The organism is Pantoea sp. PA1, from assembly GCF_056856975.1.
This window is the reverse complement of record NZ_JBXGEE010000001.1, coordinates 1104894-1119088: the sequence shown is the minus strand read 5'-3', so window position 1 is coordinate 1119088 and position 14195 is coordinate 1104894. Positions and strand designations below refer to the sequence as shown.

At 58.9% G+C, this 14195-nt stretch carries 15 protein-coding genes; 8 read left to right on the top strand and 7 right to left on the bottom strand.

Annotation, left to right across the window (positions count from 1 at the left end):
- Positions 1 to 20: 20 nt before the first annotated feature.
- Positions 21 to 1436, bottom strand: a complete 1416-nt coding sequence (locus AC1V0D_RS05515; protein WP_482907083.1) for a purine-cytosine permease family protein — start codon at positions 1434 to 1436, stop codon at positions 21 to 23.
- Between the two features lie 169 nt (positions 1437 to 1605).
- Positions 1606 to 2061, bottom strand: a complete 456-nt coding sequence (locus AC1V0D_RS05510; protein ID WP_426606819.1) for a winged helix-turn-helix transcriptional regulator — start codon at positions 2059 to 2061, stop codon at positions 1606 to 1608.
- A 206-nt stretch (positions 2062 to 2267) separates the two neighbouring features.
- Between AC1V0D_RS05510 and AC1V0D_RS05505 the strand changes: the two genes are divergently transcribed.
- Together AC1V0D_RS05505 and AC1V0D_RS05500 are read left to right on the top strand one after the other, a co-directional pair.
- Complete coding sequence (locus AC1V0D_RS05505; protein WP_482907403.1) at positions 2268 to 3401, top strand: MFS transporter; 1134 nt, start codon at positions 2268 to 2270, stop codon at positions 3399 to 3401.
- A complete protein-coding gene (locus tag AC1V0D_RS05500; protein WP_482907082.1) occupies positions 3398 to 4282 on the top strand; it encodes an EamA family transporter in 885 nt (294 codons plus the stop codon). Before AC1V0D_RS05505 ends, AC1V0D_RS05500 begins: the two co-directional genes overlap by 4 nt.
- Here AC1V0D_RS05500 and AC1V0D_RS05495 read toward each other — a convergent pair whose 3' ends face one another.
- The 4 genes from AC1V0D_RS05495 to AC1V0D_RS05480 all read right to left on the bottom strand — a co-directional run bounded on the left by AC1V0D_RS05495 (position 4283) and on the right by AC1V0D_RS05480 (position 8545).
- On the bottom strand, positions 4283 to 4915 hold the full coding sequence (locus tag AC1V0D_RS05495; protein WP_154928161.1) for a DapH/DapD/GlmU-related protein: 633 nt from the start codon (positions 4913 to 4915) through the stop codon (positions 4283 to 4285). It lies immediately after the preceding gene.
- A gap of 630 nt (positions 4916 to 5545) precedes the next feature.
- Positions 5546 to 6847, bottom strand: a complete 1302-nt coding sequence (locus tag AC1V0D_RS05490) for a PQQ-dependent sugar dehydrogenase (RefSeq protein WP_046101813.1) — start codon at positions 6845 to 6847, stop codon at positions 5546 to 5548.
- A 12-nt stretch (positions 6848 to 6859) separates the two neighbouring features.
- Complete coding sequence (locus AC1V0D_RS05485; protein WP_046101812.1) at positions 6860 to 7267, bottom strand: DUF2231 domain-containing protein; 408 nt, start codon at positions 7265 to 7267, stop codon at positions 6860 to 6862.
- A 162-nt stretch (positions 7268 to 7429) separates the two neighbouring features.
- Complete coding sequence (locus AC1V0D_RS05480) at positions 7430 to 8545, bottom strand: ABC transporter substrate-binding protein (protein ID WP_009090234.1); 1116 nt, start codon at positions 8543 to 8545, stop codon at positions 7430 to 7432.
- Between the two features lie 320 nt (positions 8546 to 8865).
- Here AC1V0D_RS05480 and AC1V0D_RS05475 point away from each other — a divergent pair, with 320 nt between their 5' ends.
- From AC1V0D_RS05475 to AC1V0D_RS05450, 6 genes are all read left to right on the top strand, one after another.
- Positions 8866 to 9105 (top strand): hypothetical protein, encoded by a 240-nt coding sequence (locus AC1V0D_RS05475; RefSeq protein WP_009090235.1) that lies wholly within the window; start codon positions 8866 to 8868, stop codon positions 9103 to 9105.
- A gap of 273 nt (positions 9106 to 9378) precedes the next feature.
- Positions 9379 to 9693: an antibiotic biosynthesis monooxygenase family protein gene (locus AC1V0D_RS05470; RefSeq protein ID WP_482907081.1), complete on the top strand. Its 315-nt coding sequence runs from the start codon at positions 9379 to 9381 to the stop codon at positions 9691 to 9693.
- Between the two features lies 1 nt (position 9694).
- Positions 9695 to 10105 carry an amino acid-binding protein gene (locus AC1V0D_RS05465; protein ID WP_009090237.1) on the top strand — a complete coding sequence of 137 codons (411 nt, stop codon included), beginning with the start codon at positions 9695 to 9697 and terminating at the stop codon, positions 10103 to 10105.
- On the top strand, positions 10083 to 10793 hold the full coding sequence (locus AC1V0D_RS05460; RefSeq protein WP_482907080.1) for an ArsR/SmtB family transcription factor: 711 nt from the start codon (positions 10083 to 10085) through the stop codon (positions 10791 to 10793). The genes AC1V0D_RS05465 and AC1V0D_RS05460 overlap by 23 nt, the downstream gene beginning before the upstream one ends.
- Before the next feature lie 321 nt (positions 10794 to 11114).
- Entirely contained in the window at positions 11115 to 12422 is a 1308-nt protein-coding gene (gene tcuC, locus AC1V0D_RS05455; protein WP_482907402.1) for a tricarballylate/proton symporter TcuC, read from the top strand.
- Between the two features lie 10 nt (positions 12423 to 12432).
- Positions 12433 to 13227 carry a substrate-binding domain-containing protein gene (locus AC1V0D_RS05450; protein ID WP_154928156.1) on the top strand — a complete coding sequence of 265 codons (795 nt, stop codon included), beginning with the start codon at positions 12433 to 12435 and terminating at the stop codon, positions 13225 to 13227.
- On the opposite strand, the gene psrA is transcribed toward AC1V0D_RS05450, so the two are convergent.
- Positions 13202 to 14101, bottom strand: a complete 900-nt coding sequence (gene psrA / locus AC1V0D_RS05445) for an L-proline-binding transcription factor PsrA (RefSeq protein ID WP_009090241.1) — start codon at positions 14099 to 14101, stop codon at positions 13202 to 13204. The genes AC1V0D_RS05450 and psrA overlap by 26 nt on opposite strands.
- Positions 14102 to 14195: the final 94 nt, after the last annotated feature.

The following is a 14195-nucleotide window of genomic DNA, read 5'->3' as shown; positions in this document are numbered from 1 at the left end:
GCCCCTCAGGGCGGCTTTTTTTATCCCGCAGAGGGCGTGCCGCGGCGATCCCAGCGGCTGGCGACGAGCCATAGCAGTGCGGTGACACACCAGCCGATGATCCAGGAGACATCATTGCCGGCAAAAATCCACGTCAGTGAGCCATGGTGCAAAGGGTTGTCAATAAACGGCAACTGCACCGCCACGCCCAGAAAGTAGACCACGATGCCGGTGAGGTTCCAGCGACCATAGCGTCCCTCGGGCCGGGAAAGGGCCGGGATATCGACGCGGCCTTTGGTAACGAGGTAGAAATCCGTCAGGCTGATGGCGCTCCAGGGCACAAAGAACGCCAGCAGAAAGAGCAGGAAGTGGGTAAAGGATTTCAGGAAGGCCGGTTCACTGAGCAGAGCGATGACGCAGGCCAGCGTGACCATCAGCACCACAAACAGAATGCGCCCGTCTTGGCTCAGCGTCGTTTGCTGCCGAAAGCCAGAGACAATGGTGGTCAGGGACATGAAACTGCCGTAGGCATTCAGCGTGGTAAAAGTAATCTTGCCAAAGCAGATCGCGAAATAGATCACCATCGCCATCGTGGCCGTGCTGCCCAGACTCACAATGTAGCCGACCTCATTGCCTGAAAACGCGCTGCCGGCAATTGCCGCCACGATCACCCCCAGCGTCATCGACGCCTGGGTGCCCAGCACGGTGCCAAAAAAGACGGCACTGAAGAGTCTCTTCGCGGAAACCTGCGCGGGCAGATAGCGGGAATAGTCGGAGACGTAGGGACAGAACGCGATTTGCCAGGAGGAAGAGAGGGAAACCGCCAGCAGAAAATTTGCCGGGGTAAAGTGCCGGTTCTGCCACACCGCCGATAAATCATGGGTGGTAAACAGGGTAATGAAGAGATAGGCAAAGGCTGCCACGCCAATCACGCTCGCCAGTTTTCCCAGCTGATGGATGACGCGATAACCCAGTACCGCTATGACCACAATCAGGACGCTGAACACCACCATGCCGGTGGCGTTGCTGACGTGAATCAGTCTGGCCAGCGCCTGTCCCGCTAATACCGTCCCGCTGGCTGAAAAGCCCACATACATAATACAGACCAGCACCAGCGGGATCACGGCACCATAGACGCCAAACTGCATACGGCTGGTAATCATCTGCGGTAAGCCCAGGCGCGGTCCCTGAATCGCATGCAGGGCCATGATCCCCGCCCCCAGGATCTGCCCCACCAGTAAACCGGCCAGCGACCACACCACATCGCCGCCCAGTACGACAGCCAGCGCACCCGTCACGATCGCCGTAATCTGCAGATTGCCGCCAAACCAGAGCGTGAACTGGCTGAAGGGATGACCGTGACGCTCCTGCAAGGGAATGTAATCAATCGAACGGGTTTCCGACAGGCGCGGTTTCTCTGCGCCCGGATAGTCTGATACAGAGGGTTTGACCGACATAGAGTCCTCGCTGGAACAGTGAGAGATGCGTTGAGTAAAAAGAGATCAGTCAGTAAGACGGTTGAAGATACATGTCTATACATGTATCGATGGTGTCATGCGCACCGGAAAGTTACAAGGCAACCTGTCATTCGAAAATGTGATGATAACGACAGGTCCGCCAGGTCGATTATCCTTGCGCGATGACCCGCTGACGATGGCAGTCGGCAGGTTCCAGCTTCTGCCCCTGCGAGGAGTAAACCTCCAGACGCGGCAGCGGTTTCCCTTGCGCATTATCCAGCAGCACCGAGTGCGTTTCGCCCTTCTCAAACAGATAACGCTCCCCCCACTGGCGCATCGCCACCACGACCGGAAACAACGCGCGGCCGCGCTCGGTCAGGATATACTCCCGGTACGCGCTGCCATCAGAGGCTGGCACAACCTCAAATACCCCTATCTCCACCAACTGCTTCAGCCGTGACGCCAGGATATTCTTTGCCAGCCCCAGGTTGCGCTGGAAGTCGCCAAATCTGCGCACATCATCAAAGGCTTCGCGCACGATCATCATGCACCAGCGTTCCCCAATCGACTCCAGCGTTCTGGCGACCGGACACTCGCTGGTCCTCAGGGCGTCCTGTTTAGCCATTCTCATCTCTCACTCTGTTCATTCCATCATGCCAGCTTAGTCATCCGGAAAAGAAGTTGCAAAAAAAAACCACTACTGATAATTATGCTGCCACACTGGTTTCAAATAAAAACCACAAGGGCAAGGATATGACTTCTTCGACTGGCAGGGTTTCTGCAACGGTGACAGATTTGCCTGCCGCTGCGACGCCGCCGCTCCCGCAACGGATGATCTTTTTGTTCTCCCTCACCTCGGCTCTGGCCGTCGCCAATGTCTATTCCGCTCAGCCGCTGCTGGAATCGATAGCCGACAGCCTGCAGGTTTCCCCCGGCACGACGGGTACGGTAGTAACGGCCACGCAGGCGGGCTACGCCCTCGGGCTGATTTTTCTGGTGCCGCTGGGCGACTGCGTGAGCCGCAAAAAAATGGTGCTCACCCAGCTGCTGCTTTCCGTACTGGCGTTAACCGGCGCGGCCTGTGCACCCGACCTGATGACGCTGCTCTGGGCGATGCTGCTGGTGGGATTAATGGCGGTGGTTACGCAGGTCATGGTGGCGTGGGCCGCCCTGCTCGCCTCGCCAGCGCAGCGCGGACAGGTGGTGGGCAGTGTCACCAGCGGTATTGTGATCGGCATCCTGCTCGCGCGGCTGGTTGCCGGGATGATTGCCGACCTGGCGGGCTGGCGGGCGGTTTATCTGACGGCGGCCGGGCTGCTCCTGCTGCTCAGCTTTGTGCTGGCAAAAGCGTTGCCGGCCACACCCCGCCCGCCGCAGCGCACATCCTCTGCTCAGCGGTTTCTGTCGGTTTTCCGGCTGCTCCTCACGGAACCGCTGTTACGCAGGCGCGGTCTGCTGGCGCTGCTGATTTTTGCCGCCTTCAGTATGCTCTGGTCTTCGATGGTGCTGCCGCTGACGGAGCTTTCCCTCTCTCATACCGCCACCGGCATGTTCGGACTGGCGGGTCTGGCCGGTGCGCTGGCGGCGTCCAGAGCGGGCGCATGGGCTGACCGGGGATGGGGGCCGCCTGCGACCGGCTTCGCCCTGGCGCTGCTGACACTCTCCTGGCTGCCGATAGCCGCGCTTCAGAGCTCCCTGCTGTTCCTGATTGCTGGCGTGATCCTGCTCGACTTCGCCGTACAGACGGTGCATGTGATAAACCAGAGCCTGATCGTCGCGGCCCGGCCCGAAGCCGCAAGTCGTCTGGTCGGTGCCTATATGTGCTTTTACTCGCTGGGCAGTGCGCTGGGGGCGATTGCCGCCACGCAGCTTTACGCCCACTGGGGATGGCAGGCCGTCTGCTATGCGGGTGGTGCAGTCAGCGCCTCTGCCTTTCTCTGCTGGTATGGAGCACGTCACGCATGAAACTCCCGCATCTGCTGCTCGCCGTGCTGATCACCGCCATCTGGGGCATTAACTTTTCCGTCATCAAACTGGGGCTGCACGCGATCGATCCCTTTATCCTGGCTGGCATCCGCTTTACGCTCTGCGCCGTGCCTGCCCTGTTCTTTATCCGGAGACCGGATGTGCCGTGGCGCTATCTCATCAGCTATGGCCTGATTTTCGGGATCGGCCTGTGGGGCGTGGTCAATCTGGGGATTAAGACCGGGCTGTCAGCGGGCATCGCTTCACTGCTGTTGCAGTTCAGCGCCTTTTTCACGCTGCTGCTCGGCGGCTGGGTATTCCGCGAGCGGCTCAGTCGCTATCAGATTGCCGGTTGTCTGCTGGCCTGTGCAGGGTTACTCAGCATCTTTTTCATCACCGACGGGTCCGTGACTTTTTCCGGTATGCTGCTGGTGCTGGCGGGTGCGCTGGCCTGGAGTGTTGCCAACATCATTAATAAGAGAGCGGGGACAAAACAGGTCTTCGCCTTTCTGGTCTGGTCGAGCGCCTTCGCGCCCGTACCGCTGTTTCTGCTCGACGGCCTGGTTAACGGCACCCGCGGCTATCAGGCACTGTTCAGCCATCTGGACACGCGGGCGCTGCTGTCGATTCTTTTCCAGGTCTATCCCAACACGCTGTTCGGCTACTGGGTGTGGAACTGGCTGCTTAAGCACTACCCGGTCTCTACCGTTGCGCCGCTCTCCCTGCTGGTGCCGGTGTTCGGTATTCTGGGTTCCGTGGCAATATTTGGTGAGACGGTCTCTGCGCAGAAGATTGTCGCGCTGCTGCTGATTGTCGCCGGGCTGGCCGTCGGGCTTTATGGCGCGCGTGTCGCGCGCCTGATCGGCGTGCGAAGCGGCTGACTACTCTCCGTGCCGCAGGCAGAACGCGTCGATATCGCCGTGCTGAAAGTCAGGCAGGTTCGCCAGCAGTTTCTCCAGCGGCCAGTTCCACCAGGCTATGCGCTGCAGGCGGGCGGCAATCGCAGGGGTAAAGCGCATCCGCAGCGGACGCGCCGGCACGCCCCCCACCACGCTGTAGGGGGCGACATCTCTGGTCACCACCGCGCCCGCCGCCAGCACCGCACCGTCACCGACGGTCACGCCGGGCAGCACAATCACCCCATGCCCGATCCAGACATCATTGCCTATCACCACCCGGTCGGCCCGGCGGGCGGCAAAGAAGCCCTGATCGCGGCGGGCGCTGGCGTGATAATACTCCGGGCAGTAGGTAAAGCGGTGCTGTGAGGCGCGATCCATCGGATGATTCGGCGCGCCGATGCGCACCTGATTCGCGATAGCGCAGAAGCGGCCCACGCGGGTATCCGCCAGGCAGCAGTGTTCGCCAACATAGGAGAAGTCACCCAGCTCGCTGTATTCCAGCAGGCTGTGCGCCAGAATTTCACACTGCTGTCCCACGGTGGTTTCCCGCATCCGCACACTGTCGTCGATCCAGGTGTGCGCAAGCCGGGCAGGCATAACGGCGGCAAGAGACATAATCGTTCCGGTCAGGTAAGCCACGCCCCGCTGGCGTGCTTTTGTCGCCCCACCTTACCCGCTGCGCATGACAGAGAATTGACAAAGAAAAAAGGCGGAGTGGTTAGCTCCGCCTTGTTTCAAGTTCCGGTTAACCTGCGTGACCGGTCAGTTGCATAAGGGCAACGATGATCTGCAAGATGACCCGGATAAGATCCAGAATCAGCTTAGTCAGTTCCATCACTTTCCTTCTCCTTTTACAGGAGCGCGCTGTTCGGCAACCAGGGCTTTGACTCTACCCGCCGGGCGCCTAAGCACATCTTTGTGGAGAGGGCTGAGCGGCACTCAAGGTTAAAGCCACAGGCCAGCACCACCTGATACCTGCCGGGATTTTAAAACCGTGCCCCTGGGAGCGGCCAGTCGACAATGAGGCGAGGCTCAACACTCAACACATGTATAAACATACAGTATTTTGGCGAAACTTGAAATCCTTAGCCGCACATTTTACAATCTGTTCTGTGGAGAGTGCTGAGCACCCCGTTCGCAGCGCGGTTACCAGCCGGGTAGCGAACAAAAAAATAAAGGATTTGGCGCGATGCCAAATCCTTTTTTTATGCCTGCTTTCCGGCAGGGAAAACGGACCCGTCCGGATTACCTGGCGGCGCTGACCCGCCAGATGGTGTTCCCTGCGTCATCCGCAATCAGCACACCCCCCTCTCTGTCGCTGGCGAGACCCACCGGCAATCCCCGCACCTGCTTCTGATCATCCGTCAGGAAGCCCGAGACCACCGTCTGCGGCTGCCCCACCGGTTTGCCGTTCTCAAATTTCACCCACACCACTTTGTAGCCATTCAGCGGTGTCCGGTTCCAGCTGCCGTGTTCACTGATAAAGGCACCGCCACGATACTGCGGCATGTTATCTGCGCCATAGAAGAGCAGACCCAGCGGAGCGACATGTGAGCTCAGGGCGTAATCGGGTTTGATCGCCTTCGCCACCAGATCGGGACGCTGCGGTTCGGCGCGGGTATCAACATGCTGACCGAAGTAGCTGTAGGGCCAGCCGTAGAACCCTTTGTCCTGCACCGAGGTCATGTAGTCGGGCACCAGGTCCGAGCCGATTTCATCACGCTCATTGACGATAGCCCAGAGTTTGCCGCTCTGAGGTTCCCACTGTAAGCCGGTTGGATTGCGCAGCCCGCTGGCAAAGATGCGGCTGGCGCCGGTGGCGGCATCCACTTCCAGCACCGCGGCACGGCGATACTCTGCGCCAATGCCGTTCTCGGTGACGTTACTGTTGGAACCGACCCCGACATAGAGCTTGCTGCCATCGGGGCTGGCCAGCAGCGCCTTGGTCCAGTGGTGGTTAATCGGGCCGCCCGGCAGTTCGGTCACCTCTTCCGGCGCGGTGCGAATCTCGGTTTCCCCTTCGCGATACGGGAACTTCACCAGGCTGTCCGCATTGGCGACATAGAGCGTGTTGCCAATCAGCTGCATGCCAAACGGAGAATGCAGATTCTCAATGAAGCGGTGCTGCTCCCATTTGCCGTTCACCTTGCGCAGCAGCGTAATCCGGTTGCCGCCTGCACCGCCCTTACCTGAGGCTTTCTGTACGATGCCCATGATGAGCTGCTTCGGCCGGGTCGTCGGTTTGGCCGGGCCGTTTGATTCCGCCACCAGCACGTCGTCGTTCGGCAGGACATAGACCTGACGCGGATGCTGCAGATTGTCAGCGATCTTTTCAATCTTCAGCCCGTCAGCCACTTTGGGCATCTCACCCGCCTTCCAGGGCGTGCCTTCCGGCACCTGCATCGGCGGCATAAAGAAACTCTTCGCCTTTGGCAGTTCAGGATTCGGACCGGTCTGCTTCTGGGGGTCGATTTGTGCACCATCATCACAGCCTGCCAGCAGGGCTGCCAGGGTCAGCGCGAGCAGCGTTTTATGCGGTATCTTCATGGTGGCTCCTCCTTAAGCGCTACGCTGACGTAACGCAAGTTGCACATTCGCCAGCAGCAGCAGCGCCACCACCAGCGTCGAAAGCGTCACACCCAGCGGGATCACCGCGGCGGCATCACGGCTGTGAATAAACGCATTGATGACAGCGATCACAACCGCCACCAGCCAGAGCCAGAAATGGCTCTTCTCCGCACTGTCACTGCCGCGAAACAGATAAACCAGCGCGATGAGTCGCGGCACAATGGCCAGAATCAGTCCCAGCGCAATCAGCCAGCCTGCGGCGTCAGTCCAGAACTGTACAAAGGTCTGACTGTAGAAAATGTCGAACAGCCAGGCCGCAACAAAAAAGCCCAGCGGCACCGGCTCCAGCAGAGCGTACAGCGTCACGGCAAAGGCCGATCTTCCCGAGGTATTGCGCATGTTTCTCTCCATTTTTAGCGTGAATGCGGACGACGACACGTCATGCTGCTCAGAGCAAACGAGGCCGCGCCTGTAAAAGGTTAGTAAATCTGAAGGGAAAGAGCGGGTTTATTCGGCGGGAAGTGCAATGCTGGCGATGACATCCCTGTCATCGCCGGTCAGTCAGGGTTTATCTGCGGGCAGCGTCACCCAGTAGCCTGGCTGGTAAGGCAGCGGCAGGAACTTCTGATGAAATTCGCGGAACGTTGCGTCGGGATCGAGATCGGCAAACAGATCGGGATGCAGCCACTTCGCCAGCGCCTGGATAGCCACAAACTGATAAGGACTGTCGTAGAACTGATGCCAGATCGCGTGGACGTTGCCATTGTGGGCGACCGGCAGGGTTTTAAACGCATCGCGCATCATCAGCGCCTTCAGACGCGCCGTCGCCTCGGTCACATTGGCGCCCGGCCCGACGCCGACCCATTTGCCCACGGTATTGTAGTTCTTCCAGTTGGCCCCGGTGACCACCACCACATCGGGTTGACTGGCGATGATCTGCTCCGGGTTCACGGTGCCGAAGGTGCCGGGGATAAGATCTCTGGCAATATTACGTCCGCCCGCTATCTCCACCATCTGACCGAAGTTCTCATTACCAAACGACATGCAGCACTCATCGCTGTAGCCACCGGCGCGATCGATCATCACTTTCGGGCGATAGCCGGTAAAGTTCTTCAGCCGCGAGGTCACCCTCTCAATCTGCTGCTGACGGAACTGAATGATCTCCTGCGCCCGCGCCGGTTTGTTCACCAGTTCGCCCATGATGCGGATACTTTTCTCGGCGTTCACCATCGGCGCTTCACGGAAATCGATAAACACCACCGGCACACCGACCGCCTGCAGTTTTTCTGTCAGCTTGCCTTCATCCGTGGCCGCTTTCGACTCCAGATTCATCAGCACCAGATCGGGCTTCAGGGTTAACGCCTGCTCAATGTTAAAGGTACCATCTTTCGCCCCGCCGAAGGTCGGCAGTTTCCTGATTTGCGGATAGCGTTTCTCATAAGCCTGATAGCCGTCCCAGTCTGCCTTGTGGAGATCGTCCCGCCAGCCGATGACCCGCTTGAAGGGCGCGTCGGTGTCAAAGGCTGCCAGCAGATAGATCTGACGCCCCTCACCCAGAATGATGCGCTTCGCCTCCTGCGGCACCTCAACCTGACGGCCTGCGACATCAGTAATCATTTTGGCCGACGCCATTCCTGACAGCGTGAGCATCCCCAGCGCGAAAAACCATTTTTTCATTGTAAAAACCCACACAGATGATAATGAGAATTATTAATGTAAAGCGGCGTTACTATCACTTAAATCAGCGATCAGGGGAAGAGCGTGAATGAAAAGTTTTTTGCCGTCGTGTGAGGTGAATTCAGGTCGGAACAGAGAAAAAATTTTCTGAAAAGGGTTGTCAGATAACTGAATGATTAGCCGGGATTTCCTCTGCATCCCGCGCTGCGCTTAGGCCCGGGTTAAAAATCAATCCATCCTATTCCTGTACAAAATAAGGATCGCTGTATAAGTTTAATAGCAACACCAGTGCATTTTTTAACCCGAAACAGGACAATAATATGCCGATGCAAAACACCCTGACCCTGCCGGTCAATCCCACTCTCCCGACCCAAACCGGGTTCAGCTCCTCCTTTGCTGCCTCTGAACAGGACAAACTTAATTTCCTGATCGAGGAGTTACTGGAAGCGGGCAAGGAAAAAAGCTGCATGGAACTGCTGCGCTATCTCGCCTCCGCAGACAGTGCCGAAGAAGAAGCGTGCTGCCGTGAACTGCTGACCATGCTGATGGCGCGGAAATGATGCCTGCCCGTTTTTGTTCCCGCTCCGTGTTCCTCTCTCTCCTTCTCGCCTGACTCCTCTCCGGGTTCAGGCGCAGTTCGCTCTGCCTTCTCCCCGCCTGTAAACCTCGATCTCATTCAGCCAGACCCTTTTCTGCATTAGCCGGATATGCCGGATGCGTGGGTTTGTCACATCTGTCCGCGACCAGAGCAGCCGCGCTTATTTCGTTTCCGGCCGAAGCATTAACGTCTCCCGCCCGCTATTTTCCGGCTATCAACCCCAAGGAGAAGCGCAATGATTGCCGTATTATTTGAAGCTGAAGCCCTGCCGGAACACCAGATGCGTTACAGGCAGCTGGCGGCGAACCTTAAACCGCTGCTGATGGAAAACGAGGGATTCATCTCTCTGGAGCGTTTTCAGAGCCTGACCGATGAGAAAAAAATCCTTTCACTCTCCTGGTGGCGCGATGAAGAGTCGATCAGGGCCTGGAAGCGCAATCTGTGCCATCAGGCTGCCCAGCGCGAAGGCCGTGAGACGCTTTTTGCCGCTTATCATCTGCGCATCGTCACCCTCGTCAGAGAATATGCGTTTAACCCGGGAGAAATGTAATATGTTCGACATTCATGTGATCCTGCAGAATAGCCCGGGCACGCTCTCCCGGCTTACCACGTTGCTGGGCGATCAGGGGATTGGACTGGAAGGCGGTGGCATGTTCTCGTCCGGCACACTGAGCCACGCCCATTTTCTGGTGGCAGAGGGTGAACGGGCCCGAAGGGTGCTGGAAGCGGAAGGGATCGCGGTTGAAGCCGTCCATGTTCCACTCATCCGCCGGCTCCCTCAGCAGCGTCCCGGCGAACTGGGTGCCATTACCACCCGCCTGGCCGCGGCAGGGATAAATATCCTGGTGCAGTACAGTGACCACGCCAACCGGCTGATCCTGATCACCGACAACAACCTCTCAGCCGCCGGGCTGACTACAGAATGGGCCGTATCCTCCGATGGCAACACCGCAACCCCATAATGCCCCCGACGACAGTGACGCGCTGGAAAACGCCATTGCCGGTGTCGCCGCCGCGATGGCCGATCCCTCGCGGGTCAGGATGCTGTCAGCGCTGATGGATGGACGCGCATGGACGGCCACGGAGCTCAGTGCCGTCACGGATGTCGCGCCCTCCACCGCCAGCGCACATCTGACCCGGCTGATGAATAGCGGGCTGATCGTGTGCCTGGCGCAGGGCCGTCACCGTTATTACCGGCTGAATGGCAGTGATATCGCCACGCTGATTGAGAACATGATGGGCGTGTCGTGGCAACGGATTGCCGCCCCTGAGAGCACAGCGCCACGCGCGCTTCGCACCGCCCGCACCTGTTATGACCATCTGGCAGGTGAAATTGCGGTGCAGATCTATGCCTCACTGGTGCATCAGGGCTGGATCACGCCCGAAGGCAGCGCGGTCACGCTTCACGGCAGACAGCAGTTTCTGGCATTGCAGATTGACCTGTCACAACCCGGACGACGGAAAGCGTGCTGTGGCTGCCTGGACTGGAGTGAGCGGCAGTTTCATCTCGGGGGCTACGCGGGCGCCGCGCTGCTGACCGGCTTTGAACAGCAGGGCTGGCTGACCCGGCAGGCAGGCTATCGGGAAGTGGCTTTCACCGTGGCGGGTCTCCGCCATCTGCAACAGATTTTCGGTGTCACCTCGCGTTAACGCATAACATGACCTGACCGTTTTATTCCTGCCGCCAGACCCCTTCTGGCGGCACGACAACCGGCGCATCCCCTGCCAGAACCTGTAACACGCCTATGAATCCTGTCACATTTCCGCAAACTCACGTCAGCACCGGTAACAGAAGCAGTCAAAACGCGCAGCTGTCCAACCTTCTGAATCGTAAGCCTTTAAATTGATAACGCCGGGCAATCATGCGGCTGACACATCAATTGATTCTCATTTTGCACTTATTTAGCGCCGGGCGCTGATCCACTCTTCAGTCACAGGCGCGGCAAAAAGCGTCATACCTTACTGGAGCTTCTGATGCAGACCACCTCACCCATGACTCACCGCGCCAGGATTGGCGCAATTTTCCGTGTGACCTCTGGCAACTTCCTCGAACAGTTCGATTTCTTCCTGTTCGGTTTCTATGCCACCTATATCGCTCACACCTTCTTTCCGGCCAGCAGTGAGTTCGCCTCCCTCATGATGACCTTTGCCGTCTTTGGGGCCGGTTTCCTGATGCGCCCTATCGGCGCGGTCGTGCTGGGAGCCTACATCGATAAGGTCGGCCGTCGTAAGGGACTGATCGTTACGCTCTCCATTATGGCGGCGGGCACCTTTCTGATCGTGCTGATCCCCTCCTACCAGAGCATTGGCCTGTGGGCGCCGCTGCTGGTGCTGATCGGCCGCCTGTTGCAGGGCTTCTCGGCCGGTGCGGAGCTGGGTGGTGTGTCGGTCTATCTGGCCGAGATCGCCACGCCGGGCCGCAAAGGCTTCTACACCAGCTGGCAGTCAGGCAGCCAGCAGGTAGCCATTATGGTCGCTGCCGCGATGGGCTTTATCCTCAACGCCGTACTGGCAGAAAGTGAAATCCGCGAGTGGGGCTGGCGTATTCCCTTCCTGTTTGGCTGTCTGATCGTGCCGTTTATTTTCGTGCTGCGCCGCAAGCTGGAAGAGACGCAGGAGTTCAACAATCGTCGCAGCCATCCCGAAGTGAAGCAGGTGTTCCGTATTCTGCTCGCTAACTGGCAGGTCGTGATTGCCGGCATGCTGATGGTCGCGATGACCACCACCGCGTTTTACCTGATCACGGTTTACGCCCCGACCTTTGGCAAGAAAGTGCTGCTGCTCAGCGCCTCTGACAGCCTGCTGGTAACGTTACTGGTGGCGGTATCGAACTTTATCTGGTTGCCTATCGGCGGCGCGCTCTCCGACCGCTTTGGCCGTAAGCCGATCCTGGTGGCGATGACCCTGCTGGCGATGGCGACCAGCTATCCGGCGCTGAGCCTGCTGGCGGCGGCCCCGGGCTTCTCAATGATGCTGGGCGTGCTGCTGTGGCTTTCGATGATCTACGGTCTCTACAACGGTGCGATGATCCCGGCCCTGACCGAAATCATGCCGGCTGAAGTGCGCGTCGCGGGCTTTTCACTGGCCTACAGCCTGGCGACTGCCCTGTTCGGCGGCTTTACCCCGGTGATGTCCACCGGCCTGATTGAGCTGACCGGCGATAAAGCGTCGCCCGGCTACTGGATGAGCTTTGCGGCTGTCTGCGCCCTGCTGGCCACCCTCTACCTCTATCGCCTTACCAGCCGTGCGTTATCCCACGCCGGTAAGACCTTTAGCTGAGGAACTGAGAATGAAATCTGCTTTACTGTTAATCCCCCTGTTGCTGGGCAGTGCCGGTGCGCAGGCCAAAGAACTGACGGTGATGATCTCCGGCGGGTTTAAAGCGGCCTGGGATACCCTCTCGCCCCGCTTCGCCCGGCAGGAAGGGATTACCATCAATACGGTTGCCGGTCCGTCGATGGGCAAGACCCCACAGGCGATCCCGGCGCGACTGGCGCGCGGTGAACCGGCCGATGTGGTGATTATGGTCGGCGACGCGCTGACCGGACTGGAGAAAAAGGGTGAGACGCTGCCGGGTTCACGGGTAGAACTCGCCGACTCGCGCATCGGCGCGGTCATCAGGCAGGGGGCGACGCCGGTTAAAATCGGCAGCGAAAGTGAACTCCGCGCCACCCTGCTGAAGGCCGGTTCCATCGCCTATTCCGACAGCGCCAGCGGCAAATATGTCAGCAGCCAGCTTTTCAGCCGGCTGGGTATTGAGGATCAGGTCAGGAATAAAGCCGTGAAGGTTGAGCGCATTCCGGTGGCGTCAGAGGTGGCGGCCGGGAAATACAGTATCGGGTTTCAGCAGGTGAGTGAGTTACTGCCCGTGCCAGGCGTCACCTTTATTGGGGAGCTGCCGGCGAAGCTGCAATACACCACCCGCTTTGCCGGTGCCGTGGTGCGCACCTCCGGGCAGCCGGATGAGGCGAGTAAGCTGCTGCACTGGCTCGCGTCGCCGGAAAACCAGAAGGCCGTGCTGGCCAGCGGACTGCACAGCGTGACGGCCTCAAAACCGGTCAGAGAAGCTGATACTGTTCAGTAATCAGGTTTTCCAGTTCGCCCGCGATATGCGACAGCATCCGGCCATTTTTGCGCAGCAGGCCGATGGTGCGTTTCACCTCCGGGTCGGTTAACGGCACGCCCGTCAGCAGGGCGTGATCGTAACCCGGCATCGACATGGCGGGGACGGCAGCAATGCCGAGCCCCGCCTCAACCATTCCCAGCATGGTCGTGACGTGCCGGGTTTCGCAGACACAGGGCTTCTCCGGCACGATCGCCTGTAATGCCTGATCCAGCAGATTGCGATTACCCGAAGTCTTATCCAGCCCAATCCACTCATACTGATAAAACGCCTGCCAGCTCAGACTCTTTTTTCCGGCAATCGGATGATCGCGCCGACAGGCCGCCACGTAAGGGTCCTCCCTCAGCGGCTGAAAATGGACATCCGGCTGCGAACGGCTGGAGAAGCTGATGCCGAAATCCGCCTGCCCGCCAATCACCGCGTCATAGACATTGGCCGCACTGCTGTCGATCAGTTTCACCCGCACTCTGGGGTAGCGCACCTGAAACAGCCGGATGATATTGGGCATGAAGTAGTAGGCCGCTGACGGCACGCAGGCGACCGTAATCAGCCCGGTGCGGGCCAGGCTGACCTCACTGAGATCGGCCATCACCTCTTCGAAGTCTGTCAGCAGCTTGTCTGAGCGCTGCGCAAACGCATGCCCTTTCAGCGTCAGCGTTACGCGGCGCGTGGTGCGCTCAAACAGTTTGATCCCCAGTGTGGTTTCCAGTTTATCGATCCGGCGGCTCAGCGCCGACTGGGAGAGACAGATCGATTCCGCCGCCAGGCGAAAGTTACCAAACTCCACCAGCGCGCGAAACGCGTAGAGATCGTTGAGATCGAAGTTAACCGGCATGCATCCCTCTATCCGTTGTCTGGCAGCACAGGCGTGCTGTGGTCATGGGCAGCAACAATAACCCCAAGGATATCATTGATCTCACTGCCGCCCA